Annotated in this window: 26 protein-coding genes and 1 tRNA gene; 16 read left to right on the forward strand and 11 right to left on the reverse strand. The window is 64.8% G+C overall.

The window, feature by feature from the left end; translation table 11 throughout:
* Nucleotides 1-63: 63 nt before the first annotated feature.
* From EYV96_RS01765 to EYV96_RS01795, 7 genes are all read right to left on the reverse strand, one after another.
* Entirely contained in the window at nucleotides 64-522 is a 459-nt protein-coding gene (locus EYV96_RS01765) for a carboxymuconolactone decarboxylase family protein (RefSeq protein WP_131149807.1), read from the reverse strand.
* A 37-nt stretch (nucleotides 523-559) separates the two neighbouring features.
* Complete coding sequence (sigJ, locus tag EYV96_RS01770) at nucleotides 560-1,474, reverse strand: RNA polymerase sigma factor SigJ (protein ID WP_131149808.1); 915 nt, start codon at nucleotides 1,472-1,474, stop codon at nucleotides 560-562.
* Between the two features lie 73 nt (nucleotides 1,475-1,547).
* Complete coding sequence (locus EYV96_RS01775; RefSeq protein WP_425478727.1) at nucleotides 1,548-2,474, reverse strand: aspartyl/asparaginyl beta-hydroxylase domain-containing protein; 927 nt, start codon at nucleotides 2,472-2,474, stop codon at nucleotides 1,548-1,550.
* A 91-nt stretch (nucleotides 2,475-2,565) separates the two neighbouring features.
* Nucleotides 2,566-3,348 (reverse strand): bifunctional hydroxymethylpyrimidine kinase/phosphomethylpyrimidine kinase, encoded by a 783-nt coding sequence (thiD, locus tag EYV96_RS01780; protein ID WP_131149810.1) that lies wholly within the window; start codon nucleotides 3,346-3,348, stop codon nucleotides 2,566-2,568.
* 126 nt (nucleotides 3,349-3,474) lie between these two features.
* Complete coding sequence (locus tag EYV96_RS01785; protein WP_131149811.1) at nucleotides 3,475-4,854, reverse strand: PhoH family protein; 1,380 nt, start codon at nucleotides 4,852-4,854, stop codon at nucleotides 3,475-3,477.
* 151 nt (nucleotides 4,855-5,005) lie between these two features.
* A complete protein-coding gene (locus tag EYV96_RS01790; protein ID WP_131149812.1) occupies nucleotides 5,006-5,467 on the reverse strand; it encodes a peroxiredoxin in 462 nt (153 codons plus the stop codon).
* A gap of 279 nt (nucleotides 5,468-5,746) precedes the next feature.
* The gene (locus tag EYV96_RS01795) at nucleotides 5,747-6,289 is read right to left on the reverse strand and encodes a glycine cleavage system transcriptional repressor (protein ID WP_240732311.1); all 543 of its coding nucleotides are present in this window, start codon (nucleotides 6,287-6,289) and stop codon (nucleotides 5,747-5,749) included.
* A 173-nt stretch (nucleotides 6,290-6,462) separates the two neighbouring features.
* Between EYV96_RS01795 and dapA the strand changes: the two genes are divergently transcribed.
* The 4 genes from dapA (at nucleotide 6,463) to EYV96_RS01815 (ending at nucleotide 9,739) form a co-directional block, all read left to right on the forward strand.
* Nucleotides 6,463-7,356, forward strand: coding sequence for a 4-hydroxy-tetrahydrodipicolinate synthase (dapA, locus tag EYV96_RS01800; protein WP_131149813.1), 894 nt, complete (start codon nucleotides 6,463-6,465; stop codon nucleotides 7,354-7,356).
* 36 nt (nucleotides 7,357-7,392) lie between these two features.
* Nucleotides 7,393-8,025 (forward strand): hypothetical protein, encoded by a 633-nt coding sequence (locus EYV96_RS01805; protein WP_131149814.1) that lies wholly within the window; start codon nucleotides 7,393-7,395, stop codon nucleotides 8,023-8,025.
* Between the two features lie 97 nt (nucleotides 8,026-8,122).
* Nucleotides 8,123-8,668, forward strand: coding sequence for a helix-turn-helix domain-containing protein (locus EYV96_RS01810; protein ID WP_131149815.1), 546 nt, complete (start codon nucleotides 8,123-8,125; stop codon nucleotides 8,666-8,668).
* A gap of 69 nt (nucleotides 8,669-8,737) precedes the next feature.
* Entirely contained in the window at nucleotides 8,738-9,739 is a 1,002-nt protein-coding gene (locus EYV96_RS01815) for an NAD-dependent epimerase/dehydratase family protein (RefSeq protein ID WP_131149816.1), read from the forward strand.
* Nucleotides 9,740-9,816: 77 nt separating this feature from the next.
* On the opposite strand, the gene fdxA is transcribed toward EYV96_RS01815, so the two are convergent.
* On the reverse strand, nucleotides 9,817-10,140 hold the full coding sequence (fdxA, locus tag EYV96_RS01820) for a ferredoxin FdxA (RefSeq protein WP_131149817.1): 324 nt from the start codon (nucleotides 10,138-10,140) through the stop codon (nucleotides 9,817-9,819).
* 58 nt (nucleotides 10,141-10,198) lie between these two features.
* A tRNA-Glu gene (locus EYV96_RS01825) sits at nucleotides 10,199-10,274 on the reverse strand.
* 156 nt (nucleotides 10,275-10,430) lie between these two features.
* On the opposite strand from EYV96_RS01825, the gene pcnB reads away from it, so the two are divergent.
* The 6 genes from pcnB (at nucleotide 10,431) to pgi (ending at nucleotide 16,342) form a co-directional block, all read left to right on the forward strand.
* Nucleotides 10,431-11,789 carry a polynucleotide adenylyltransferase PcnB gene (pcnB, locus tag EYV96_RS01830; RefSeq protein ID WP_131149818.1) on the forward strand — a complete coding sequence of 453 codons (1,359 nt, stop codon included), beginning with the start codon at nucleotides 10,431-10,433 and terminating at the stop codon, nucleotides 11,787-11,789.
* A complete protein-coding gene (folK, locus tag EYV96_RS01835) occupies nucleotides 11,786-12,265 on the forward strand; it encodes a 2-amino-4-hydroxy-6-hydroxymethyldihydropteridine diphosphokinase (RefSeq protein ID WP_131149819.1) in 480 nt (159 codons plus the stop codon). Before pcnB ends, folK begins: the two co-directional genes overlap by 4 nt.
* A 56-nt stretch (nucleotides 12,266-12,321) precedes the next feature.
* Nucleotides 12,322-13,152, forward strand: a complete 831-nt coding sequence (gene panB / locus EYV96_RS01840) for a 3-methyl-2-oxobutanoate hydroxymethyltransferase (protein ID WP_131149820.1) — start codon at nucleotides 12,322-12,324, stop codon at nucleotides 13,150-13,152.
* Between the two features lie 9 nt (nucleotides 13,153-13,161).
* Nucleotides 13,162-14,007: a pantoate--beta-alanine ligase gene (gene panC, locus EYV96_RS01845; protein ID WP_131149821.1), complete on the forward strand. Its 846-nt coding sequence runs from the start codon at nucleotides 13,162-13,164 to the stop codon at nucleotides 14,005-14,007.
* A 101-nt stretch (nucleotides 14,008-14,108) separates the two neighbouring features.
* Entirely contained in the window at nucleotides 14,109-14,495 is a 387-nt protein-coding gene (gene panD / locus EYV96_RS01850; protein ID WP_131149822.1) for an aspartate 1-decarboxylase, read from the forward strand.
* A gap of 218 nt (nucleotides 14,496-14,713) precedes the next feature.
* Nucleotides 14,714-16,342: a glucose-6-phosphate isomerase gene (pgi, locus tag EYV96_RS01855; RefSeq protein WP_131149823.1), complete on the forward strand. Its 1,629-nt coding sequence runs from the start codon at nucleotides 14,714-14,716 to the stop codon at nucleotides 16,340-16,342.
* A gap of 12 nt (nucleotides 16,343-16,354) precedes the next feature.
* Here pgi and queG read toward each other — a convergent pair whose 3' ends face one another.
* Entirely contained in the window at nucleotides 16,355-17,428 is a 1,074-nt protein-coding gene (gene queG, locus EYV96_RS01860) for a tRNA epoxyqueuosine(34) reductase QueG (RefSeq protein WP_131149824.1), read from the reverse strand.
* Nucleotides 17,429-17,485: 57 nt separating this feature from the next.
* Here queG and EYV96_RS01865 point away from each other — a divergent pair, with 57 nt between their 5' ends.
* The 5 genes from EYV96_RS01865 to EYV96_RS01885 all read left to right on the forward strand — a co-directional run bounded on the left by EYV96_RS01865 (nucleotide 17,486) and on the right by EYV96_RS01885 (nucleotide 24,038).
* A complete protein-coding gene (locus EYV96_RS01865; RefSeq protein WP_131151453.1) occupies nucleotides 17,486-18,967 on the forward strand; it encodes an NAD(P)H-hydrate dehydratase in 1,482 nt (493 codons plus the stop codon).
* Nucleotides 18,964-19,428, forward strand: coding sequence for a tRNA (adenosine(37)-N6)-threonylcarbamoyltransferase complex ATPase subunit type 1 TsaE (gene tsaE, locus EYV96_RS01870; protein WP_131149825.1), 465 nt, complete (start codon nucleotides 18,964-18,966; stop codon nucleotides 19,426-19,428). The genes EYV96_RS01865 and tsaE overlap by 4 nt, the downstream gene beginning before the upstream one ends.
* 171 nt (nucleotides 19,429-19,599) lie before the next feature.
* Complete coding sequence (locus EYV96_RS01875; RefSeq protein WP_131149826.1) at nucleotides 19,600-21,177, forward strand: N-acetylmuramoyl-L-alanine amidase; 1,578 nt, start codon at nucleotides 19,600-19,602, stop codon at nucleotides 21,175-21,177.
* Nucleotides 21,178-21,235: 58 nt separating this feature from the next.
* Complete coding sequence (mutL, locus tag EYV96_RS01880) at nucleotides 21,236-23,062, forward strand: DNA mismatch repair endonuclease MutL (RefSeq protein ID WP_131149827.1); 1,827 nt, start codon at nucleotides 21,236-21,238, stop codon at nucleotides 23,060-23,062.
* Between the two features lie 64 nt (nucleotides 23,063-23,126).
* Nucleotides 23,127-24,038 (forward strand): DUF1684 domain-containing protein, encoded by a 912-nt coding sequence (locus EYV96_RS01885; protein WP_131149828.1) that lies wholly within the window; start codon nucleotides 23,127-23,129, stop codon nucleotides 24,036-24,038.
* Nucleotides 24,039-24,103: 65 nt separating this feature from the next.
* On the opposite strand, the gene EYV96_RS01890 is transcribed toward EYV96_RS01885, so the two are convergent.
* The gene (locus tag EYV96_RS01890; protein ID WP_131149829.1) at nucleotides 24,104-24,886 is read right to left on the reverse strand and encodes an enoyl-CoA hydratase/isomerase family protein; all 783 of its coding nucleotides are present in this window, start codon (nucleotides 24,884-24,886) and stop codon (nucleotides 24,104-24,106) included.
* A 231-nt stretch (nucleotides 24,887-25,117) separates the two neighbouring features.
* Here EYV96_RS01890 and bamJ point away from each other — a divergent pair, with 231 nt between their 5' ends.
* A complete protein-coding gene (gene bamJ, locus EYV96_RS01895) occupies nucleotides 25,118-25,834 on the forward strand; it encodes a BamJ family beta-barrel-assembly machinery protein (RefSeq protein ID WP_131149830.1) in 717 nt (238 codons plus the stop codon).
* The last annotated feature ends 36 nt before the right edge of the window (nucleotides 25,835-25,870 follow it).

A 25,870-nucleotide genomic window follows, 5' to 3' on the forward strand; every position in this document is an offset into this window, starting at 1 on the left:
CCGGCTCGATCCATAAAAGAAGCCGCGGCATGCCGCGGCTTTTTTTGTGCCCGGTTCCGGCGCTTACCAGGACTTGCCCGGCTGGTAGGTGCCCGACGGCGTGTGGGCTGCGATGTTGAGGCGATTCCAGCTGTTGATCATGGTGACGAGCAAGGTGAGCATCACCAGTTCGTCCTCGCTGAACTGCTTGCTCGCTTCTTCGTACAACGCGTCCGTCACCGGGATAGCGCCATCGAGCCTGGTAAGCGCCTCGGCCCAGGCCAGTGCGGCGCGTTCGCGCTCGCTGTAGAAGGTCGCCTCGCGCCACGCCGGCAGCACGAACAAACGCTGGGAAGTTTCACCCGCCGCCAGGGCGTCCTTGCTGTGCATGTCCAGGCAGTAGGCGCAGCCGTTCATCTGCGACACGCGCATGAGCACCAGTTCGCGCAGCGGGCCTTCCAGCGAGCTGGCGTGGATCTGCGCGCTCAGGTCCATCAGGGGCTTGAACGACTTGAAGTGCTTCGGGACGGAAAAACGCGACATGACGAACTCCTTGGATGGTGCGGCTCGAATGAGCCGTTCAATGCAAGGACGCGGCAGCCGGCGGATTCGTGACAGCCGCGATACGCGCGAGTTTTTCCGGATGACGAATGGCGAGGGTGCCGGTGATCTTGTCGCCGTCGGACTCGATCCACATCACCGACGTGAGCTGGTCGCCCAGCCACTGGAAGATGGCTGGCACGCCATTGAGCATGCGGATTTCGCGCAGCATCGCGTAGGGGCGGGTGTTGTTCGCAATCTGCAGGTACAGGCGCGCGAGACGCTCGGCGCCGTGCAGCGGGCGAAGTGTGGCGGACGCGAGGCCACCGCCGTCGGCCACGTGGATGGCGTCTTCGGCGAACAGGGCCTGCAGCGAGGCAAGCGTCGGCTTTTCCATCGCTTCGATGAATCGCTGGAGCATGCGTCGCTGCTGCGCCGGATCGACCTGGAACCGCGGGCGATCTTCCTTCAAGCGCACCTTGGCGCGATGAACGCGCTGGCGGCAGGCGTCTTCGGTCATGTCGAGCATGCTCGCCACTTCGGCGTGGCTGTAGTCGAACACCTCGCGAAGCAAAAACGCGGCGCGCTCTTCGGCACTCAGGCGTTCCAGGATGAGCAGGAAAGACAGGCTCAGCGACTCGGCGCGTTCGAGCGCACCCGACGGTTCGTCGTCGGCGATGGCTTCGAAGTCTTCGGTCAGCGGCTCGGGCAGCCAGGGGCCGGTGTAGTGCGCGCGCTCCGTCTTGGCCCGGCGCAGGCGGTCCAGCGACAGACGGGTGGTGACCGTCACCAGCCAGGCCTCGGGATCGTCCAGGGCGTCCACGTCCTGATCGTGCCAGCGCAGCCAGGCATCGTGCAGGACATCCTCGGCATCGGCCGGGCGGCCAAGCATGCGGTAGGCCAGGCCGAACAGGCGCTGGCGGTGTTGCTGGAACAGGGCAGTCTGGGCGTCCATGGCGTACTCCTTGGTGGTCTCAACTCCTAAGGACGCGCCAGCCTGCCAGAACGTGACAGGCGCGTGGAGCGACTCAGCGCACGAACGGGTAGGGCGCCAGGAAGACCAGCCAGATCATCAGCACGATGCCGATGTACTTGAGCACGCGGAAGAGTTTGGGGTGCTTCTTCTTGAAGGCGCGGCTGCGCTCGCGGCCCTGTTTGTTCAGGGCGAACATGCGGTTCACGAAGCCAACTTTCTCCTGCTCGGAGTCGGTATTCGGCGACGCCGTGATCTTGCCCATGAAGGCGCCGACGCGATGGTTGATCGCGCTCATCCAGCGCGTGCGCAGCGGGCGCTCGACGTCGGCGAACAGGATCACGCGGGTCTGGTCGGTTCGATTTTCCGCCCAGTGGACGTAGGTTTCGTCGAACACCACGTCCTTGCCGTCACCCCAGGCGTGGATCTCGCCGTCAACAAAAATGCGGCAGTCTTCGGAGTTTGGCGTGATCAGGCCCAGGTGGTAACGCAGCGAACCGGCGAACGGATCGCGATGAGGATTGAGCTTGCTGCCCGGCGGAAGCAGGGCGAACATGGCTGCCTTGACGCTTGGGATGGCGTTGAGCAGCTTCACCGTTTCCGGGCAAAGCGTCTCGGCGGAGGCCAGCGGCTCGCCGTACCACTTCAGGTAAAACCGCTTCCAGCCCTGTTTGAAGAAGCTGTTGAAGCTGGCGTCGTTGTGCTTTTCCGCCGCGCGGATATAGCCCTCGTCGAACAGGTGCATGGCCTCCTCGCGGATGGCCTTCCAGTTTGCTTGCAGCAGGTCCAGTTGCGGGAAGCCGCTGCGGTCCAGAATTGGACGCGCCGGCACCGCTGAAAACGCGTACATCAGCAGGTTGTACGGCGCAAAGACGGCCGAGTGATCGACCAACTGGCGATCAAAGCGCAGCTTCGCGCGGCCGCGCAGGTGTACAGCCAGGACGCACAGGGCGAACAGCAGGAAGATGAGCAGCAGGATCAGGCGCGGAGCGAGGATCATGTCGGGGCGTCAGGCCGGTTCGGAAATATCCCCGCCATTGTACTCCCCGCCGGTGAACCGCTCTTGCTTCCCGTCAATGCGCCAGGACGTGGACGGGGCCGCCACCCGGGCGATAACTGCCCTGGAGCGCGCGCTGGACGTAGCCGATGGCGGCCTTCACGGCGGCGCGGGGCGTCTTGCCCTTGGCCAGCTCGGCGGCGATGGCCGACGCCAGCGTGCAGCCGGTGCCGTGTCCTTCGATCTTGAGGCGAGGGTGACGCAGTTCGAGCACGCCCTTCGCGTCAAAGAACCGGTCGACCACTTCCCCGCCGCGGGCATGGCCGCCTTTGAGGAGCACTGACGAGGCGCCGAGGCTCAGCAGGTCTTCGCCGGCCTGGTCGAGATCCTTGCGCGTGCGCAGCTCGCGTCCCAACAGGGCCTCGGCTTCGGGCAGATTGGGCGTGAGGACATCGGCCAGCGGAATCAGGTCATTGACCATCGCCGCGACGGCGTCTTCGGTCAGCAGGCGGGCGCCGCTGGTGGCGATCATCACCGGGTCGACCACCAGCCATGCCGGTTTGCGCTTGCGCATCTCGCGCGCCACCAGGCGCGTAATAGCGGCATTGCCAAGCATCCCGGTCTTCGCCGCGGCAATCGGGAAATCGTCGAAGACGGCGTCGATCTGGCTGCGAATGTGGCTGAGTGGCACCGCGTGGACGGCGGTGACGCCGCGCGTGTTCTGCGAGGTGATGGCCGCGATGACGGAGAGCCCGTGGACGCCGCGGGCATGGAAGGCCTTCAGGTCGGCCTGGATGCCGGCACCGCCGCCGGAGTCGGAGCCGGCGATGGTGAGGGCGATAGGTGGTGTGTGGGTCACGGCATGCGGCTATCGAAATCGGGATGGCAGCATACCTCTTTACTGCGTCATTCCGGCCTGCGCCGGAATGACGGCAGTTGAGTGGGAAATCGACTCATCCGTCTCGCGCCGGAATGACGATTTTAGTTACAGCGCCTCCGACGCAAAGTCCGCCAACCTCGACCGCTCGCCACGCCGCAGCGTGATATGCGCCGAGTGCTCCCAGTCCTTGAACCGGTCCACCGCATACGTCAGGCCCGACGTGGTTTCCGTCAGGTAAGGCGTATCGATCTGCTCGACGTTGCCCAGGCACACGATCTTCGTGCCCGGACCCGCGCGCGTGATCAGCGTTTTCATCTGCTTCGGCGTGAGGTTCTGCGCTTCGTCGATGATCAGGTAGCGCGACAGGAAAGTGCGGCCACGCATGAAGTTGAGCGAACGGATCTTGATGCGCGAAGCCAGCAGGTCATTGGTGGCCTGGCGACCCCAGCTGCCGCCTTCCTCCGGATTGGCGAGCACTTCGAGGTTATCGGTGAGCGCGCCCATCCACGGTGTCATCTTTTCCTCTTCGGTGCCGGGCAGGAAACCGATGTCTTCGCCCACCGACACCGTTGCACGCGTCATGATGATTTCGCGGTAACGCTGCTGGTCCATCACTTGCGCGAGGCCGGCGGCCAGCGCCAGCAACGTCTTGCCGGTGCCCGCCGTGCCAAGCAGGGTGACGAAGTCGACGTCCGGATCCATCAGTACGTTGAGCGCAAAGTTCTGTTCGCGATTGCGCGCCGCAATGCCCCACACGCTGTGATTGGCATGGCTGTGATCGTCGAGCAGCACCAGCGTGGCGTTTTCCTCGTCGACGTGCAGTACGCGCAGTTCGACGCTGTTCTCGCCGGGCAGGAACAGACATTGATTGGGGTACCACGCCTCGTCCTCACGGCGCTTGAGCTTGTAGAAGGTGCGTCCGCGTTCGTTCCACGATTGCACTTCCGGGTGGTGATCCCAGAAGTCCTCAGTGAGCTCCGTCGAGCCCGTATAGAGCAGCGCGAAATCGTCGAGCGCGCGATCGTTTTCGTAGTCTTCCGCATCGATGCCGTAGATCTTGGCCTTGATGCGCAGGTTGATGTCTTTGGTGACCAGGATCACCGCGCGATCCGGATTCTGGTCGCGCAGATCGATCACGGCGGCCAGGATCAGATTGTCGGCCTTGCCGTGGCCGTTGGTCGTGCGTTGCTGGAAATACAGTTTGCCGACGGCGTTGCCGCGTTTGAGCTTGATGCCCTGGGGGCTGATCAGTTCGATGCCATTGCTGATGCCGTGGCCGTTCCCCTGTTCGATCAGTTCATTGAGGAAGCGGCTGACCTGGCGACCGTTGCGCGAGACTTCGGAACCACCTTTTTTCTTTTCGTCCAGTTCTTCCAGCACGGTCATGGGGATGAACACGTCGTGTTCTTCAAACCGGAACAGCGACGTGGGATCGTGCAGCAGGACGTTCGTGTCGAGAGCGTAAATGCGCTTGCTTCCGGTCATACGGAAGTTGCCTCGCTGGCTGGCTGGTGGATGAAACGCGGTGCGTGGCGCACCGTGGCGTGCCGGTTCGTGCGACCGGCGCAAAAACGCCAGCCGTCCATGCCGCACGCGGAGTGCGGATGGTCGAGCTGGCGAATACCGGGGGATGGGGTCACTTCGTCGGGATAGCGTCGAGCACGGCCTGGGCATGGCCAGGCACCTTCACACTTCGCCATTCCTGCACGAGCTTCCCCTCCGGATCGATCAGGAAGGTACTTCGTACGATACCCATGTGACGTTTTCCATACAGCACCTTTTCGTGAATGACATCGAAGGCCTGGCACCAGATTTCCTCGGGGTCCGACACGAGCGGAAAAGGCAGCTCCTGCTTGGCGGTGAAGTTGGCGTGCGATTTCACCGAGTCGCGCGACACGCCGATGATTTCGGCGTTGCGCTTGCGGAACTTCGGGTACAGGTCGCGGAAGTCCTTGGCTTCGTTGGTGCAGCCGGGCGTGCTGTCCTTGGGATAGAAGTACACCACCACCCATTGGCCTTTCAGGCTGTCGAGCTTGAGTTCGCTTCCGTCGCCGGTGGGACCCTTGAGCTTGGGTGCTTTCTTGCCGATTTCAGGCATGGTTTCTCCTGCGGGGCCGTCACTGGCTCCGTCGTGCGGTTGAAGTGGGGACGGTGATGCGTGGCGCGTGCAGGCGTGGCGCAGGTTGAGGCGGTTTCACTCGTGCTGCAGACGGCATGCGCGCCATTCTCCGGAAGTGCTCTACGGCCCCAAGACTACTGCTTGCGAAGGGTAATGACAGCCCTTGCGGAGAGGTCGGCGGCTGGGCATGCTGGGCGTCCGGATGGCGTGCCGTCTCAGGCCCCCTGATCAGGGCGAAAAACGCCCCCGAGCCGCACTTCAAAACTTGACCGGATCCATGATGGCATCCAGGTTCAGGCCATCGCAGAACTCCAGGAAATCGTCACGCAGCGCCGCGATATGCGTATCGGCGGGAATGCCGACGGTGATCTGTGCCTGGAACATCGGGGCGCCGGTTTGCAGTGCCTGATAGCGCATCGAGCTCATCTGGTCGATGGCGATGTCGTGTCGATCAAAGAAGTCGATGATCTTGGTCAGGATGCCGGGTCGATCGGCGGAAATCACTTCAATCAGATACGGCAGGTGACGCGTCGTGGGTGCCCGGCCGTCGGTTCGGTAGTGCACCAGGTGGAGATCCTCCTCGCGTCCCAGTTTCGCCAGCGCCGATTCCAGCTTGGCGACCGCGTCCCACGTTCCCGTTGCGAGCAGTGTGAGCGACGTATCGGTGCCGATGGAGGTAACACGAGCGTCGGCCAAGTTGCAGCCGGCATCGGCCAGGCGTTTGGCCAGGCTCCGCAGCGGAGTACGGGCCGACGGCGTGAGCGTCTGGATCAGCAACTGGTTGTCGGAGCCTGTTCGCACGGAAGAACGGATCAAAGGAGTCAACCTGGGATTGGGCGCGCCGTTTCCGGCAAGAGGACGTCACGCCAGCTTAGAGCCTTGGCACGACGTCGGGAAGGGAGCGCCCGGGCTTACTTGTCGCCCCTGCGAGGGCGCAAGTAATATGCAGGGCTTGGCTTTGTCCGGAGTGACTCTTGGAAATCCGCGGAAGTATTTGCGCCCTGGCGACCCCTTTCGACGCCCAGGGGGCGCTCGATCTCGACGCCTACGGGCGTTTGCTGGATTACCAGCTGGCGGGTGGCACCCAGGCCGTTGTCGTGGCGGGTTCCACGGGCGAAGCCCACATGCTTGAGCACGATGAGTACGAGCGCCTGCTGGCGTTCGCCGTCGAACGCGTGGCCGGTCGCGTGCCGGTCATCGCCGGTACCGGCGAAGCGGGCACGGCCAAGACCGTGGCCCTGACCCGCCGCGCCAAGGCCCTGGGCGCGGACGTCGCCCTTGTCGTGGCGCCGTATTATGTGCGCCCGACTCAGGAAGGCCTGCGTCGTCACTTCCTCGAAGTGGCCGATCACGGCGGCCTGCCGGTCATCGTCTACAACGTGCCCGGCCGCACCTCGTGCGACCTGTTGCCGGAGACGCTGGCCGCGCTGCGCGACCATCCGGCCATCATCGGCATCAAGGAAGCGGTGGCATCGGACGAGCGCATTCGCGCCTGTGCGGAACTTGCGCGCGCGGATTTCGTCTATCTGTCCGGTGATGACGGTACGGCGGCCAAGGCCATGCTGTCCGGCGCCGCCGGAACCATCTCCGTGGTGGCCAATCTGGCGCCCAAGGCGTTCCGCTCGCTCTGCGATGCGGCCACGTCGGGCGATCAGGCGGCCACTTCCCGTTGCGACCAGCAACTGGCCCCCCTGGTGGAGGCGCTGAACTGCGCGCCCAACCCCATAGCGGTCAAGGCTGGCCTGCCGCAACTGGGCCTGGGGTCGGCGGCACCACGCCTGCCTCTGGTTGAATTGCAGGAAGGCCCTGACCGCGCCCGGATTACCGAAGCGGTGGCGGGTCTGGCATCCTTGGCGAATGCGGCTTGAATGAGCTGCCCGATTTATCAACGGAATCTCACCTAAATGAAGAAATCCCCGCTCGTCGTTGTCCTGCCGGTCCTGGCTCTTTCCGCCTTGTTGCTTTCCGGCTGCGGCATGTTCCGCTCGCAGAAGCAGTGGGAAACCGCCAAGCAGGAATCGCCGCTTGAGATCCCGCCGGGCCTCGACACCCCCAACAGCAGCGCCGCCCTGGTGATCCCGGAGCCGGGCGCCAACAACCCGACCTCCAATGGCGCGACCGCTCGCGTCGGCCAGAACACCGGTGCCGCCGTCATCGCTGACGGCTTCGTGCTGGGCGACAGCGTCGACAGCGCCTACCGCCGCGTCGGTCAGGCCCTGGAGCAAGGTGATATCGGCCAGGTCGTCGCGCACGACGACGATGCCCATACGTACACGCTCGCCGTAGTCGCTTCGGGCGCGCCCGCCCAGAAGTCCAGCTTCTTCGGCCGCATGTTCGGCAGCGGCAAGAAGGACGAGGCAACGGCTCCGACGGCTCCGGCCGCCAAGGATGCCGGCGGTGCGACCGGGCCGGCCCCGCGCCAGGTCCAGGTCACGATCAACGCCAGCGGCCAGACCGGCAGCGAGATTCGTGCCCAGGGCGATGCTGCGGCCGTGGCCAAGGTCATCGATTCGCTGAAGTCGCGTCTCGGCGGCTGATCGCCGGCAACATCGTTTCGAACGACGCCGCCTTCGGGCGGCGTTTTCGTTGGCGGGCGGGGATAATCGACGCTCCACCTCCGCATGGGCTGCCACCATGGCCGTCACACCGGGGCGCCATATCCGGCGCCTGCGCCGACTTCTCGGCATCAAACAGGTTGATCTTGCCGCCCGACTGTCGGTCACCCAATCGACGTTGTCGCGCTGGGAGAACGGCGTGTGGCCGGTGTCCGGGGCGCAGTACGACCAGGTCCTGGATCTGCTTCAGTCCGAGGGCCCCGCCGTCGATCCCTTGCTGCGCCGGCTGGTGGAATCGTCGTCGCTCAGGATGCACCTTATCTGCGATCGGACGCATCGCCTGCTGGCCGCCTCGCCGTCGCGTTGTGAGGCTTGGCGGTTGTCGGTGGCCGATTTGGCCGGAAGTTCGATGCTTCGTTATGCGACTGATTCGATCCTTGACGCCGAGGCGGCCTTGCACGACACGGACTGGTTCGACCGTCCCTCCGTCATGCGCGAACTGGAGACCGGAAGCAACGCAAGCGATGATGTGCCGATCGTTGCCAGCCGCGCCGTGTGGGAGCGATTGTGGCTTGCCGATGGCACGGCGGTTCGCCTCGTGACGACCTTGCCCGATCACGCATAAAACATGCGTTTCGACGCCGGCCACGCGTGCTTAGACTGGTGGTCCCGGTAAGCCACGTTGAAACAGCCAATGACGATTGTCGTTACAGGAAGTGCGGGGCACCTTGGCGAAGGCCTGATGCGCACGTTGCGTGCCGCAGGGCGCGACGCCATTGGACTCGACATCAAAGCCTCGCCCTTCACCGATCGTGTGGGTTCGGTCACGGATCGGGACGTCGTGCGCGACGTATTGCGTGGTGCCAGCTCGGTGATCCACGCGGCGACGCTGCACAAGCCCCACGTCGTGACGCACGCCCACCAGCAATTCATCGATACCAATGTCAGCGGCACGTTGTGCCTGCTCGAGTGCGCTGTTGAGGCGAAGGTCGGGTGCTTCGTATTCACCAGCACGACCAGCACCTTCGGGACGGCGCTGAACCCCGCGCCAGGCGAACCTGCTGCCTGGATTACGGAGGGCGTAGTGCCCGTGCCGAAGAACATCTACGGCGCGACGAAGCTTGGCGCCGAGCACCTGTGCGAGATGTTTGCCCACAAGAAACGGTTGCCAGTGGTGGTGCTGCGGACGTCGCGCTTCTTTCCGGAAGAGGACGATTCGGCCAGCGTGCGTCAGCGCTTCAGTCTGGACAATGCCCAGCTCAATGAGCTGCTGTATCGGCGCGTGGACCTCGACGATCTGGTCCAGGCCCACCTGCTGGCCCTGGAGCACGCGGCCCGGCTCGGATTCGGGCGTTTCATCGTCTCGGCCCCCAGTCCGTTCCGTCACGAACATCTCGCGACGCTTCGTCGGCACCCCTGGGATGTCGTTCGCGGCCTGTTTCCGGACGCGCAGTCGATTTACGGGGACCGGGGCTGGTCCATGTTCGATGAACTGGATCGGGTCTATGTCAGCCAGTCGGCTGTCGAATCACTGGGCTGGCGCCCTCGTTATGACTATGCCCATGCTCTCGCACATGTGGCGGCCGGGCGCGATTTCCGAAGTCCCCTGGCCGTGGCCGTGGGGCGCAAGGGCTACCACGACGTCGCGTTTGAGAACGGGCCCTATCCGGTCGAACAAGTCCCGGACCGGAGATAGACGGTGTGGACTGACACCCGTCCCCAACGAAAAAGCCGCCCGATGGGGCGGCTTCTTTCCCGGGGCGAGGCGGGCACTCAGCGCTGCAGCAGGTCCAGCTTGCCGGGCTTGTTTTCCCAGTCCTTCGCGTCGGGCAGGCCATCCTTGCGCTCGGTGATCACCGGCCAGCTCTTGGCCAGATCGGCGTTCAGGGCGACAAAATTCTCCTGGCCCGCGGGGACGTCGTCCTCAGGATAGATGGCATTGATCGGGCATTCCGGCTCGCAAAGGGTGCAGTCGATGCACTCGTCCGGATTGATCACCAGGAAGTTCGGGCCTTCATGGAAGGCGTCGACAGGGCAAACCTCGACACAATCCGTGTATTTGCACTTGATGCAGTTGTCGGTGACGACAAAGGTCATGCTGAGCGTGCCTGTGCGTGCCTATACAAATCGGGCCGGGCCCGTTCAGGCCGGGAAGTGGCGCTCCCTACGAGGTTCGAACTCGTGTTCCCGCCTTGAGAGGGCGGTGTCCTAGACCACTAGACGAAGGGAGCGAAAAGCACCGGAGCGCGCTAGTATAGCGGAATTGTCTGGTCCGGCAATGCCCGGGTCACGACGGATTCATGCCCGCAAGTCGTTCAATGGCGTGCCCCTGGCCGCCGAAGCACTTCCGGCTTGTGGGGCCCTCTGGCTGCAAGGATTCAAACCGCTTGAACTTGAAAGCAAGGAACGACGCCACGCCAACGCTGCGCATCATTCCGCGCGAGCAGCACAACATCTCGCGCAAGAACATCAGCAAAGCCGCGCTGCGCGTGTTGTACCGACTCAACGAAGCGGGCTTCGATGCCTATCTCGTTGGCGGTGCCGTGCGCGACCTGCTGCTTGGCGGTCACCCCAAGGATTTCGACGTGGCCACCAACGCCACGCCGGATGAGGTCAAGAAACTGTTCCGCAACTGCCGTCTGATCGGCAGACGCTTCCGGCTCGCCCACGTTGTCTATGGGCCGGAGATCATCGAAGTGGCCACGTTCCGTGGTACCGGTGAGGAAGACAGCGAGGGGGATCGTCACATCGTCGATGGCCGCATCGTGCGCGACAACGTGTGGGGTACGATCGAGGAAGACGCGATTCGCCGTGACTTCCGCGTCAACGCGCTCTATTACGACATCAGCGATTTCTCGGTGCGCGATTACGTCGGCGGCATACAGGACGTGGAAGATCGCGTGCTGCACCTCATCGGTGACCCGGCGACGCGTTATCGCGAAGATCCGGTGCGCATGCTGCGTGCCGTGAGGCTCGCCGCCAAGCTCAACTTCCGTATCGACGAGCGCGCCTCGGCCCCGTTCGAGGAACTAGGCCCGCTGTTGCTGGATGCCTCACCGGCGCGTCTGTTCGACGAATCGCTCAAGATGTTCCTGGCCGGTCATGGTCTCAAGAGCTTCCGCATGCTCGAACAGACGGGCCTGCTCAAGTTCATGTTCCCGGCCACGGCGCGCGCCCTGAAGCGTGGTGACAAGGCGCTGCGTATCCTGATCGAGCAAGGCCTGTCCAATACCGACGCCCGCGTCGTGGAAGGCAAGTCGGTGACCCCGGCCTTCCTCTTCGCCGTGCTGCTGTGGGGCGAAGTGCGTGACCTCGCCCACGCCTGGATGGTCAAGGGCGTGGATGCGAACGACGCCTGGGGCCGCGCGACGGCAAATGTGATTGCCGAGCAATGCCAGCGCGTGGCGATTCCGCGTCGCTTCACGCTGACGATGGAAGAAATCTGGTCGCTGCAGCCGCGCTTCGAGCAGGTGCAGCGCAAGAAGGTGTTCCGCCTGATGGCGCATCCGCGCTTCCGCGCCGCCTTCGATTTCCTGGCCCTGCGCGCCGCCGAGTCGCCGGCCATTCGCGAATTGGGTGAATGGTGGGCGCACGCCCAGCAGCTGCCGCATGAAACGCTGGCCGCAGCGCTGGCGGGTGTCACCTCGCCGCCGGAGTCGGGCGGAAAGAGTGAGGCGGTCAGTGCCGCGCCGAAAAAGCGCCGCCGTCGTCGCAAACCCAGTGGCGGAAAGTCGGGCGCAGCGTGACCACCGCCTACATCGCCCTGGGAAGCAATCTTGGGGATTCCGAAGCGCATCTGGAGCAGGCCGCCGATGCGCTGAACCAGTTGCCGGATACGCGCGTGACGGCGACGTCGCGCCTTTTCCGCACGCCGCCCTGGGGCCCCATCGCGCAGCCGCCGTTCCTCAATGCGGTGGTCGCCGTCGAGACAGGCCTGTCCCCCCACGCGCTGCTGGCATCCATGCTCGGAATCGAGCGCGCCGCCGGCCGCATTCGCGACCAGCGCTGGGGGCCGAGAACGCTTGATCTGGATCTGCTCCACATGGAGGGCGTGTCGCTGCATGACGAGGTTCTGACCTTGCCGCATCCGCGCATCGCCGAGCGTGCCTTCGTCCTGCTTCCACTCAACGACGTGGCGCCCAATCTGGTCATTCCGGGGCAGGGCGTCGTCGCCGACCTGCTGGCCGTGGCCGACCAGGCCGGCTGCGAGGTCATTCCTTGAGCCTTTCACACCCCTAGGCCGATAATCCCGGCTTGCCTTCCCCGCAAGGATTCCCCGTGTACGTCCAGAATGCCCAGGCGCCCGCCCGCAAAACCGTGACCGTTCCTGGCCTGCGCGCCATGAAGGCCGAAGGCAAGCGCATCGTGATGCTGACCTGCTACGACTTCAGCTTCGCCTCGCAGATGGAAATGGCCGGCATCGACGTGGTGCTGGTGGGTGATTCGCTCGGCATGGTGGTACAGGGACAAAGCAGCACGCTGCCGGTGACGCTGGACCACATGGTCTATCACACCGCCGCCGTTGCCCGTGGCCTCAAGTCCACCCTGCTGGTCACCGATCTGCCGTTCATGAGCGATCGCGACGTGCCGCACGCACTGGAGGCTGGCGCACGCATCGTGGGTGAGGGTGGTGCCGCCATGGTCAAGATCGAAGGTGCCGCACCACATATCCTCGAGATCATCCAGGCCCTCGATGAGCGCGTGATTCCGGTGTGCGCGCACCTCGGGCTGACGCCGCAGTCAGTGCACAAGTTCGGCGGCTTCCGTATCCAGGGCCGCGACCAGGATGCCGCCGATCGCGTGGTGGCCGAAGCCAAGGCCGTCGAGGCGGCCGGTGCGCAGTTGCTGGTGCTTGAAGGCGTGCCGTCGTCGCTGGGCAAGCGCGTGACGGACGCCGTTTCCATCCCGGTCATTGGCATCGGCGCCGGCCCGGATTGCGATGGCCAGGTGCTGGTGTTGCACGACATGCTGGGCGTCACGCCCGGCAAGCGCCCGAAGTTCAGCAAGGATTTTCTCGCAGGACGCGACTCTGTCGCGGCGGCTTTCGCCGCCTATGCCGAGGACGTGCGAAATGGCGCGTTCCCGGCTCCCGAACACTGCTTCAACTGAGAGAACTCCATGCAAACCGTGCAAGATGCCGCCGCGCTGCGCGCCTTGATCCGTGGCTGGCGCGCGCAGGGCCAGACGGTGGGCTTCGTGCCCACGATGGGTAACCTGCATGCCGGGCACTATTCGCTGATCAAGGTGGCGCGCGCCCGCGCCGATCGCGTGGTGGCGAGCGTGTTCGTCAATCCGACCCAGTTCGGTCCCAACGAAGATTTCGAGCGCTACCCGCGCACCCTGACCCAGGACCAGGTTGGCCTGGCCGAAAACGGTTGCGACCTGCTGTTCGCGCCGGAAGTGGCCACGATGTACCCGTTCGGCATGGGACAGAGCGTGTCACTGCACGTCCCCGGCATTACCGATACGCTGGAAGGCGCCCATCGCCCGGGTCACTTCGACGGCGTGGCGACCGTGGTCTGCAAGTTGTTCAACCTGGTTCAGCCGGATATCGCCGTCTTTGGACAGAAGGATTTCCAGCAGCTCAAGGTCATCGAGCGCATGGTGAAGGACCTGTCCCTGCCGGTGAAGGTCATGGGCTCGGCCACGTCGCGCGCCGACGACGGCCTGGCCCTCAGCTCCCGCAACCAGTACCTCAGCGCCGAGGAGCGGCTCCTGGCGCCGCATATCCACGCCACGCTGGGGCAGATGCGTGACCTTATGGCCAAGGGGCATGCCTGGCGGGTGGTCGAGCAGGCCGCCACGGCCAAACTGACCAAGCTGGGTTTCGAGCCCGATTACACGGCCATCCGCCGTGTCGAAGACCTCTCCGAGCCGGCCGATGACGAGAAAACCGGCCTGGTGGCCCTGATCGCGGCCCGCCTCGGCAAGACGCGCCTGATCGACAACTTGTCCTTCGACTGACCCGCCCCCAATTAGCCGCCATCTGGCACCGATGTTGCGGTGCACGGTCGACGGCTAGATAATTGCGGGCTACGCAGACGGTTTCTGCTGGAAGTAACGTCATGAATCTGAACATGCTCAAGGCCAAGATCCACCGCGCGACGGTGACCCATGCCGAGCTGCATTACGAAGGCTCCATTGCCATCGACGGCCTGCTGCTCGATGCCTCCGGCATTCGCGAGTACGAGCAGATCCATGCCTGGAACATCAACAACGGCAAGCGCTTCGTCACCTATGCGCTGCGTGCCGAAGAGGGGTCGGGCATTATTTCGGTGAACGGCAGCGCCGCCCACCGCGCCCAGCCGGGCGACCTGGTCATCATCGCGGCCTTCTGCCAGCTCTCGGAAGCCGAAGTCGAGCAGTTCCAGCCGATGCTGGTGTACGTGGACGCCGACAACCGCATCTCGCACACGAACCGTTCCATCCCCAAGCAGATGGCCGCCGCCTGATCGCGCCGGCGGACCGCCTCCAGCGGCCCGTGACCGTTCGAACATGACGCCCGCTGATGCGGGCGTCATGCTGTCCGGGCCCCGCCGTGGCGAAGGAGGGCGGCAGGCTGGAGCACGCTTGGTGCGCAGCACCGTAAATCGGTGGGGCTTGCCCCCTACGCAGCGACGGTAAAGCCGTTCTAAGATCGGGGTTCTGTTCCGCATTGCAACGAGAGCCCATGTCGCCCCAGCGCAGTCCGTCCTTCCTGGCAGAGCACGTCGAGCGCCTTTCGCGCATCCATCTGCGCGACCTCCTCAAGGACACCGAGCGCGGTGACCGCCTGCGCTATCGCGTGGGCCCGGTGCTGCTCGACCTCAGTCGCCAGAAAATCGACGGCCTCGCCTGGAAGGCACTGGGCGAGCACGTCGAGGCCAGTGACTGGCAGGGCGCTCGTGACGCCATGTTCAGTGGTGCCCCGATCAATACCTCGGAGAACCGGGCGGTGCTGCACACCGCGCTGCGCGCCAGCGGATCCCGCCTGCCGTCGCCGGCGCCGCGCGAAGTCCTGCAGGAAGTCGAAGAGACCCTGCAACGCATCGAACGCCTGATCCAGGCGATCGAGCGCGGCGAAGCCGCCAGCATGGGCCTGCCGACGACGATCACCGACGTGGTCAATATCGGCATCGGCGGTTCGGACCTCGGTCCCCGCCTGGCCGTGCGTGCTTTGACGCCTTTCCATGTGCCGAATCTGCGCAGCCATTTCCTCACCAACGTCGATGGCCAGGCCGCGCATGAATTGATGCGTCAGCTCGATCCGAGCCGCACGCTCGTGATTGTCGTATCCAAGACCTTCACCACGCAGGAAACGCTGCTCAACGGCAACGTCATGCGCGACTGGATCATGCGCTCGTACGATGGCGACCCGCGCGCCGCGGCGCGCCATTTCCTCGCGGTCAGTGCCAACACGGCCGAGGCCGAGCGCTGGGGCGTGCCGACCGCGCATATCTACCCGATGTGGGATTTCGTCGGTGGTCGTTTCTCCATGTGGTCGGCGGTGGGCTTGTCGCTTGCACTTGCGATTGGCATGGAACACTTCCGCTCCCTGCTGGCTGGTGCCGCGCGCATCGACGACCACTTCCGCAGCGCGCCGTGGCATGAAAACCTGCCGGTCGTGCTGAGCCTGGTCGAATTCTGGAACCGCAATGGCATGGGCACGACGAGCCGGGCGGTGGTGCCGTATGCCGACCTGCTGTCCGACCTGACGTCGTATCTGCAGCAGTTGGAGATGGAAAGTCTCGGCAAGCAGGTGACGCCGGCCGGCGAACCCGTGGCGCAGTCGACCTCGCCGGTGGTGTGGGGCAGCGTCGGCACGAACGCGCAGCACGCGTATTTCCAGTCGCTGCACCAGGGCACCGACGTCGTGCCGCTCGAATTCATCGGCGTTGTTCGCCCGGCGCATCCGCTGCGTAGCAATCACGATGCGCTGTTGTCGAACTTGCTCGCGCAGGCTGCGGCGCTCGCCCTGGGTAAGACCTTCGACGAAGCCCTTGAGGAGTCTCCCGCTGGCGATGATCAGGCACGTCGCGTGCTGGCCGCCCAGCGCACGTTCCCCGGCGATCGTCCGAGCACCGTCATGTTGCTCGACTCCCTGGCGCCGGAGAGTCTTGGCGCATTGATTGCGCTCTATGAGCACAAGGTTTTCATGCTCGGTCACCTGTGGGGCATCAACGCCTTCGACCAGTGGGGCGTGGAGCTGGGCAAGTCCATTGCCCGTCAGATCATGCCGGCGCTCGACGGTTCGTCGGACGACCTGAGCGCATTCGACTCCGGCACGCGCGCGTTGATCGAGGTGATTCGGGAGCGTTGAGTTCCGTGGCGCTCAGGCCGCTGCGCCATGCCGGCGGAGCGCCCAGGCCACGTGTTCGCTGACCACATCCGACGGGGAATCCGCGCGAGCCTGTAGTGCGGCGATGATCGCATCGCCGGAAGGCGCATTACCAAGCGCCACGGCAATGTTGCGCAGCCAGCCTTCGTAACCCGTTCGGCGAATGGCCATGCCTTCGGTACGACGGAGAAATTCCTCTTCGCTCCAGGCGAAGAGCTCCACAAGCCTGGCGCCATCAAGGCTGTGGCGCGGAGCGAAGTCGGGTTCCTGCGCGTCCTGGGCGAACTTGTTCCAGGGGCAGATCAGCTGGCAGTCGTCGCAGCCAAAGATGCGGTTGCCCATCGGCGCGCGCAGGTCTTCCGGGATGCTGCCTTTCAGCTCGATGGTCAGGTAGGAAATGCAGCGGCGCGCGTCGAGGCGATAGGGCGCGACGATGGCCTGCGTGGGGCAGATATCGATGCATTTGCGACAGGTGCCGCAGTGCGCGGAGGCAGGTTCATCGATGGGTAGCGGCAGGTCGGTGTAGAGCTCGCCAAGGAAAAAATACGAACCGGCGCGACGGTTGATCAGGACAGTGTGCTTGCCGATCCAGCCCATGCCCGCGTTGCGTGCGAGCGCCTTTTCCAGCACCGGCGCGGAATCCACGTAAGCGCGATAGCCGAAATCGCCCACCTGCGCGTGGATCCGTTCCGCCAGCTTCTGCAGGCGGTTGCGCATGAGCTTGTGGTAGTCGCGGCCCAGTGCATAGCGGGCGACGTAGCCTTCCTCAGGATGGTCGAGCACGTCCCACGCATTGCGCGTGCCCGGAGGCACGTAATCCATGCGCACGGAAATCACGCGGGCGGTGCCGGGCTCGAGTTCGGCGGGGCGGCTGCGCTTGGTGCCGTGGCGAGCCATGTAATCCATTTCGCCGTGCAGCCCGTCGTCGAGCCAGCGCTTCAGATGCCCTTCGTCTTCCCCCAGGTCGGTGCCGGCAATGCCCGCGTCGGCAAAGCCGAGCTCGCGGGCCCAGCGCTTGATGTCGCGGGCGAGGGCGGCGTAGTCGTGGGCGGGCGGGGCGGCGGTCATGGCCCTATTGTAGAGGGTCGGGTTGTCATGGCCGTGCGCACTCTATACTTCGGCACCATGAAGCCCATGCCGCACAGCCACGATCTGTACACCGTCGCGCAGGTTCGTGCGCTCGACCGTCGCGCCATCGACGCTCTGGGCATTCCTGGTTTCGAACTCATGCGCCGCGCCGCTGCCGCGGCGTTTGCGAGCCTGCGCCGGCACTGGCCGGATGCCATGCGTATCGGTGTGTATTGCGGTCCCGGCAACAATGGCGGCGATGGCTATTTGCTCGCTGCCATGGCGCGCGATGCAGGCCTTGGCGTGGTTCTGTTCGCCTTGCCTGGAGATCTTCACGGTGACGCCGCCCTTGCGCGCGACGCCTATCGCCAGGGCGGTGGACTGGTGCATGACTGGGATGACGCCGCTTTCCTGGTCGATGTGGACGTGCACGTGGACGCGCTCTATGGCACCGGGCTTTCTCGCGCGCCCTCGGGCTGCGCCGAACGTCTGGTGGTCGCGCTCAACGCGTCGAAAACGCCTGTGCTGGCCATGGATGTGCCATCGGGCCTGAATGCCGACACGGGCGCCTGCCCCGGGCAGGCCGTCATGGCCGACGTGACCACGAGCTTCATTGCGGCCAAGCGCGGGCTGTTTACGGCGCAGGCAGCGGGATACGTGGGAAAGATCGAATTGCACACGTTGTCCTTGCCCGAATCACTGTGGGAGGGCTCAGCGCCGGACGCCACGCTCATGCAACCGGAAAGCCTGCCCCGGCGTTCGCGGGTGGCCCACAAGGGCAGCAACGGACACGTGCTTGCGATCGGTGGCGAAGCGGGATTTGCGGGCGCGATCCGCCTGTGTGGTGAGGCGGCCCTGCGTGCCGGTGCGGGTCTCGTCAGCGTGGCTACGCGCGAATCCAACATCGTCGCGCTCAATGCCGCGCGCCCGGAGTTGATGGCGCATGCGGTGGAAGGCCCCCAGGCGCTGGCGCCGCTGCTTGACCGCGCGACGGTGCTGGCCGTGGGGCCGGGGCTGGGCAAGGGCGCATGGGGTCACGCCCTATGGCTGACGGCGCTCGATAGCGCCCAGGCGCTGGTCCTCGACGCCGACGGGCTCAATCTGCTCGCCGACGAACCGCATGAATTTCAGCAGCCCGCCGTGCTGACGCCACATCCGGGCGAAGCCTCGCGATTGCTGGGTATGCCCGTCGCCGACATTGAGGCCGATCGGTTTGCCGCCGTTCGCGCGCTGGCGGCAAAGTATCGGGCGGTGGCGGTGCTCAAGGGCGCCGGCTCGCTGGTGGCGCATCACGATGGACGCGTCGTGGCGTGTCCCTGGGGCAATCCAGGTATGGCATCCGGTGGCATGGGCGATGTGCTTACCGGTGTGATTGCTGCCTTGCTGGCGCAGGGAGGCGATGCGTGGCATGCCGCGTGCCTCGGTGTCGCCTTGCACGCGCGGGCGGGCGATGCGGCCGTCGGCGACGGTGAACGCGGTTTGCTGGCGAGCGATCTTTTCGTGCCACTGCGCCGCCTGATCAACGGAAGGGAAGCATGAGCGACAAGGTTTGGCACCTGCCCGACGAATCGGCGACGACGGCGTTCGCGCAGTCGGTGGCGCGCGCGGTTGATGGCGGCGTCGTCGTCTATCTGCATGGCGATCTGGGCGCTGGCAAAACAAGCTTCGCGCGTGCACTGCTGCAATCGCTGGGCGTGGGCGAGCGGGTGAAGAGCCCGACGTACAGCCTCATGGAGTCGTATCCGTTGCCGGGACGTACCGCCTGGCACCTCGACCTGTATCGCATCGCCGATCCCGGTGAACTGGAATGGCTGGGGCTGGAGGCGCTCGCCGAGCCGTCGGCCCTGGTGCTGGTCGAGTGGCCCGAGCGCGGCATGGGCGCTTTGCCCCCAGCTGATATCCGCGTCGATCTGTCCTATGAGGGAAGGGGTCGCCAGGCCCTCATGACCGCGCTCAGTCCCCGTGGCGAGGGCCTCGTGAAGCGCCTGGATTCGAACTAAGTATCGATCCCGGTTGAGATTTTTTGGCCTCGCTTCGGTTGGGAAAGAAGCGTTCTGGCAGCGCGGTTTGCGGCCGATTCCTGATCGGATTCTGACGAATCTTTTGCAGGTTGTGGAATTTCAAGGGAAAAGGCTTGATTTCACAAAACTGGTGCGCTTCAATTCAGCGCCATGAGGGGACATCAGACTCGTCTAGCGCTGTTTGCCTGCTTCGCCGCTGCGGCGATCGCGCCGTTTGGTGCCGTTTTTGCTGCTGACGTCCAGTCCGCCCGCGTCTGGGCCGGCCCCGAATACACCCGCCTGGTGCTCGATGCGGGTTCGGCCATCCAGTACAAGGTGCGCCAGGACGGCAATCAGGTGCTGATTGATCTCGAAGGCAGCAAGCTGGCTGGCGGATTTTCCGCTCCCGGCGCGCAGGGCCTGTTCAAAGGCATGGAATCGAGCCAGCAGGGCGGCAAGCTCCAGCTGACGGCCAAAGTGGCCCCCTCCAGTCGCTTCAAGGCCTTCGTGCTCAAGCCGCAGGCCGACTACGGCTACCGGCTCGTGGTCGATCTGTACCCCGGCTCGGCGTCATCCAGCACCGTTGCCGAAGCGCCGGTGGCCAGCACGTCGGCACCTGAGCCGGCCCCCGTGACCTTGCCGGTGGCCGTCAAGGACCCGATCACCCCGACGCGCAACAGCATCAAAAGCACGCAGAGCGGCATGGCGTCCACGCGCCAGGCGGCGGCGCTGCTCAATGGCGAGCGCAAGGTGGTGATTGCCGTCGATGCCGGTCATGGCGGACAGGATCCGGGCGCTCACGGCCCCGGCGGCACGCTGGAAAAGAACGTCACGCTGGCCGTGGCGCGCGAACTGGCCGACCAGATCAACAAGCAGCCCGGCATGAAGGCCGTGCTGACGCGCAGCAGCGACTTCTTCATTCCGCTGAAACAGCGCTACCAGATTGCCCGACAGAACAACGCCGACCTTTTCGTTTCCATCCATGCCGATGCGTTCATCAATGGCGATGCCCGTGGTTCCTCCGTCTGGGTGCTGTCGCCCCGCGGCAAGACCAGCGAAGCCGCCCGTTGGCTGGCCGATCGTGAAAACCGCGCCGACCTGATTGGCGGCGTATCGCTGGACGACAAGGACGACAGCCTGGCCGCGGTGCTGCTCGATCTGCAGCAGGGCTACGCCATGCAGGCCAGCGAATCGGTGGCCGGCAACGTGCTTCGTGCCCTGGGCGGCATGGGTCCGACGCACCGTGGCTATGTCGAGCGCGCCAACTTCGTCGTGCTGCGCTCGCCGGACGTCCCGTCGATCCTCGTGGAAACGGCTTTCATCAGTAACCCGGACGAAGAGCGCAAGCTGCGCGATCCGAATCACCAGTCCCGTCTGGCCGAAGCCGTAATGGGCGGCGTGCGCAACTATTTCGAAGCCACGCCACCGCCGGGTACGTGGTTTGCCGCGCAGGCAGCGCGCAGAAACGGCACGGCCGTGGCGTCGGTGGCTTCCGCCGGTGACGACAGCGACGATGCGGATTCCGAGGCGACAACGAAGGCGGTCGCCAAGGCCGTGGCGGTCAGTTCCGGCAAGGCTGTCGCCCGCGCTGACGACAACGTGCGCGACATCCATCGTGTCACCCGTGGCGAGAGCCTGCGCAGCATCGCCAAGCAGTACGGCGTGAGCATCAGCGCGCTGAAGTCGGCCAATCGCATCAGTGCCGATACGGTGCAGGCCGGCACGGTCCTGGCCATCCCCTCGACCTGATTTCCCCGGCTGGATTTTTGGACTAGGCGCCCCCGCGCGCAGGCTCTAAGCTTGCGCGATGGCTTCCATTCGTCCGCTTCCCCCCGAACTCATCAACCAGATTGCCGCCGGCGAGGTGATCGAACGTCCGTCGTCCGTGGTCAAGGAACTGGTGGAAAACAGCCTTGATGCCGGCGCGACGCGCATCGAGGTCGATATCGAGCAGGGCGGTTCGCGCCTGATCCGCATCCGCGATGATGGCGCCGGCATCGCGCCGGACGAGCTGGCGCTGGCCGTGGCTTCGCACGCCACCAGCAAGATCGGCAGCTTTGACGATCTTGAACACGTGGCCAGCATGGGCTTTCGTGGCGAGGCGCTGGCTTCCGTTTCCTCGGTCGCTCGCTTTTCGCTGACGTCACGCGCACGCAACCAGGACACGGCATTTCGCATTGAAGTGGACGGCGGCAAGATCCAGACCGCGCGGCCCGCGCAGCATCCGCAGGGCACCAGCGTGGAAGTGCGGGACCTGTTCTACAACGTGCCGGCGCGAAGGAAATTCCTGCGCGCTGAACGCACGGAGTTCGCACATATCGACGACTTGCTGAAGTCACTCGCTCTGGCCCGTCGCTCGGTGGAATTTCGCCTCAGCAACAATGGCAAGCCGACGCGCATCCTCAAGGCCGCGCGCGATGATGCGTCCACGCTGCAACGCGTCGCCGAAGTGATGGGGGACGAATTCCCGGCGCAGAGCCTGCATGTCGATCACGCCGTGGCCGGGCTGCACCTTTCCGGTTGGGTGGGGTTGCCGACCGCGTCGCGTTCGCAGGCTGATTCGCAGTACTTCTATGTCAACGGCCGGCTGGTGCGTGACCGCATCGTGGCGCATGCCGTTCGGCAGGCTTACGCCGACGTACTCTTCCACGGGCGTCACCCGGCGTTCGTGTTGTATCTGGAGCTCGATCCGGCCGGCGTCGACGTCAACGTGCATCCGGCCAAGCATGAGGTGCGCTTCCGCGAGCAGCGGTTGGTGCACGATTTCCTGTTTCGCACCTTGCACGAGGCGTTGGCGCAAACGCGCGCCGGCGCGTCGCTGCCTTCGCCGACGTCTGAGACTATGCCAGTCGCCGCGGGAGCCTATGGCCGCGAGCCTCTGACGACCACGCCTGCCTGGTCTGGCCAGTTCAATCAGAGTCGTTTGAGCCTGGGCGTGCGTGACGAGCCGCTTGCCGCTTATGCGGCACTTGTCGGTGAACAGGCCAGCGTCAGCGAGTCGATCGTAGCGCCGGCTTACGTGCCGATGCCGCCGGCGCAGGCCGATGAAGTGCCTCCACTGGGCTTCGCCATCGCCCAGCTCAAAAGCATCTACATCCTGGCGGAAAATGCGCACGGGCTTGTGCTGGTCGACATGCATGCCGCGCATGAGCGAATCACCTATGAAAAACTGAAGGCCGGGCGTGCCTGCAGCAACCTTCGTTCGCAGCTGATGCTGGTGCCCTTGCACGTGGCCGTCAGCGCCAGGGAAGCCGCTGCTGCCGAGGAACACGCCGACGCGTTGGCGGAGTGGGGGCTGGAGCTGTCCCGCAGTGGCCCGTCGGGCGTTGTCGTGCGACGGATTCCCGCGCTGCTGGAAGGCGCGGATGTCGCGCAGCTTTGCCGAGACGTGCTGGCTGAGCTGGCCTTGCACGGCAGTTCGCGTCGCCTGCAGGAGCTCGAGAACGAATTGCTGTCCACCATGGCCTGCCACGGGTCCGTGCGGGCAGGGCGCCGTTTGACCCTCCCCGAAATGAATGCACTGCTGCGCGAAATGGAAGCCACGGAACGCTCCGGGCAGTGCAACCACGGTCGTCCAACCTGGACCCAGCTGAGTCTGGGTGAGCTGGACAAGCTGTTCCTGCGCGGTCGCTGATCGCACTTGTGCTGCCCGCAAATGGACGTCCATATTGCTATTTCACCAACAGGGGAATGGGTCCATGCTGCGTCGCGCTGCTTTTGTCGTTGCCCTGATATCCGGAGTCACCTACGTGCACGCTGATACCTCTTCGCCTGTCCCTGCCGCTTATCAGCAGGAGATCCAGCAGTGGCGCGACAAGCGCGTTGCCAATCTCACCAGTCCCACCGGCTGGCTGAGCCTGATTGGCCTTGAGTGGCTGAAGGAAGGCGACAATCGCGTCGGCAGCGCGGCGGACAACGACATCGTGCTGACGGCCGGTCCGGCCCATCTGGGTGCCATCCACCTGGATGCGCATGGCGCCATGCATATCGTCCTGGCCGACCATGCCGGTGCCACGATCGATGGCAAGTCCGTGCGTGAGTCCGCCCTGGTCGATGACATGCATGCGGGCGAAGCGGGCCCGACTCTGGTGGCCTTCGGTTCAGCGAGTTTCTTCGTGATCGACCGCGAGGGGCGCAAGGGTCTGCGCATCAAGGATACGGCTGCCCCGACGCGCAAGAGCTTCAGCGGCATCGATTATTTCCCCGTCGACGCTGCCTGGCGCATCGAGGCGGAATGGGTGCCCTTCGATCCGCCGCAGACGCTGGAAATCGGCACCGTGATCGGCACCATCGAGAAGGTCGACGTGCCAGGCAAGGCGGTGTTCCATCATGACGGCCACACGTTCGAGCTGCTCCCGTACCAGGAGGAACCGGGCGGCGAGCTGTTCTTCGTCCTGGCCGACCAGACATCCGGTCGCGAGACCTACGGCGCGGCGCGCTTTCTGTACGCGGCATTGCCGAAAGACGGCAAGGTGATCCTGGATTTCAATAAGGCCTACAACCCGCCGTGTGCCTTCACGCCGTTCGCGACCTGTCCGTTGGCGCCGCCGGAGAATCGGCTGGATGTAGCGATCCGGGCGGGCGAGAAGAAGTACACGGGCGGACACTGACGGCCCTGCAAACGAAAGACCCCGGCGCTGACCGGGGTCTTTTTCCTGGATCAGGCGTCGAGGGCTCAGCGGCCCTTGAATTCAGGTTTGCGCTTCTCAAGGAAGGCCGACGTGCCTTCGCGCATATCGTCGGTCGAGAAGGCCAGCGCAAACGCCTGCGTTTCAAACTCCAGGCCCTGATCCAGGCTGGTCTCGCCCCCTTGCAGCACGGCGTCGAGGATGCCCGCTGCGGCCAGCGGCGCCGACGCGGCAAGCTGATCGGCGAGGGTGTTCACCGTCTCGTCCAGCGCCTCGGGCGCGACGACGCGACTGACGATGCCCAGTTCGTAAGCACGCTGGGCCTGGATCAGCGCACCTGTCAGGCACAGCTCCAGGGCGGCCTGGCGACCGGCCAGGCGCAGGAGGCGCTGGGTGCCGCCAAACCCCGGGATCAGGCCCAGGTTGATTTCCGGCTGGCCGAACTTCGCCTTCTCGCTGGCGATGCGCAGGTGGCAGGCCATGGCCAGCTCCATGCCGCCGCCAAGGGCAAAGCCCTGGATCCGCGCCACCACGGGCTTGCCCAGGCGTTCGATGCGCGTCATCAGCTGTTGGCCGGCACGGGAAAAGCCTTGCGCCTGGGTCGGTGTGTAGCCATTCATTTCGCTGATATCCGCACCAGCGACGAAGGCCTTCTCGCCCGCGCCCGCGAGGATCACGGCACGGACGCTGTCGTCCTGGGCCGCCTGGTTGAAGGCCAGGGTCAGCTCGTTGAGGGTGTCACGGTTGAGCGCATTGAGCTTGTCCGGGCGGTTCACGGTAATGGTGCGGACCGCACCGCGGTTGCTGACTTCGAGGTTGCGATAGGCCATGTACGGAACTCCGGCAAGGGCAAACCGCCATGGTAGCAGCGGGAACCTTTGTCGCCGTGTGTGTTCTCAGACCCGTCCGACGGCTCCGGCAGGAGCCTGTGGCGGGTACGGCGCGGCGCCGGCCTGCGGTTCTGTGGGTTGTTGTCCCTGGCAGGTGCAAGCGTTTTCGCTGCACAACCTCGGCAAACCCCTTAGGATGTCCGGGCTCGCGCGCCGCGATGGAGGAATGGCATGACTCGACTGCGTTGGATGGCCTTGGCCTTGACCCTGCTGGGTGCGGTAGCTCACGCGCAAAGCAGTGGCACGGCGCCGGACGCGCAGGGTGGCAAGTTGGACAAGAACAAGTTGTCCTATGCCATCGGCTACCAGATCGGCAGTCAGTTCGCGAGCGGTGATCCCGACGTGGATATCGCCGTCATGCAGCGCGCCATCCAGGACGCGTATTCCAAGCGCAAGCCGACGGTGTCCATGCAGGACATGCACGAGCAGTTGCGCACCCTGGACAAGCACATGCACGACAAGGCCGTGGCGGAGTTCCAGCGCGTCGCGCAGGCGAATGCCCAACGCAGTGCGGCCTACCTGGCCAGCAACCGGCAGAAGCCGGGCGTGGTGCAGCTGCCATCGGGCATCCAATACCAGGTGCTCAACAAGGGCGACGGCAGGGACCAGCCGGCGCTCAACAGCACCGTGACAGTCAATTTCCGCGCCATGCTGATCGACGGCACCGAATTCGACAGCTCCTGGGCACACGGTGCGCCGGTGAGTTTCATCGTCAACAACAAGGTCATCCCCGGCTGGCAGGACGTCATCCAGCGCATGCATGTCGGCGACAAGTGGCGCGTGGTCATTCCGCCGGCCCTGGCTTACGGCGAGCGCGGCGATCTGCCGCGCATCGGTCCAAATGAGGCCCTGGTGTTCGAGATCGAGTTGCTGGAAATCAAGCAGTAAGCCATCTCGCACGGCCGATTCACCCAAGCGTCCGTC

The organism is Dyella terrae, assembly GCF_004322705.1.
GTDB classification, from domain to species: Bacteria; Pseudomonadota; Gammaproteobacteria; order Xanthomonadales; family Rhodanobacteraceae; genus Dyella_D; species Dyella_D terrae.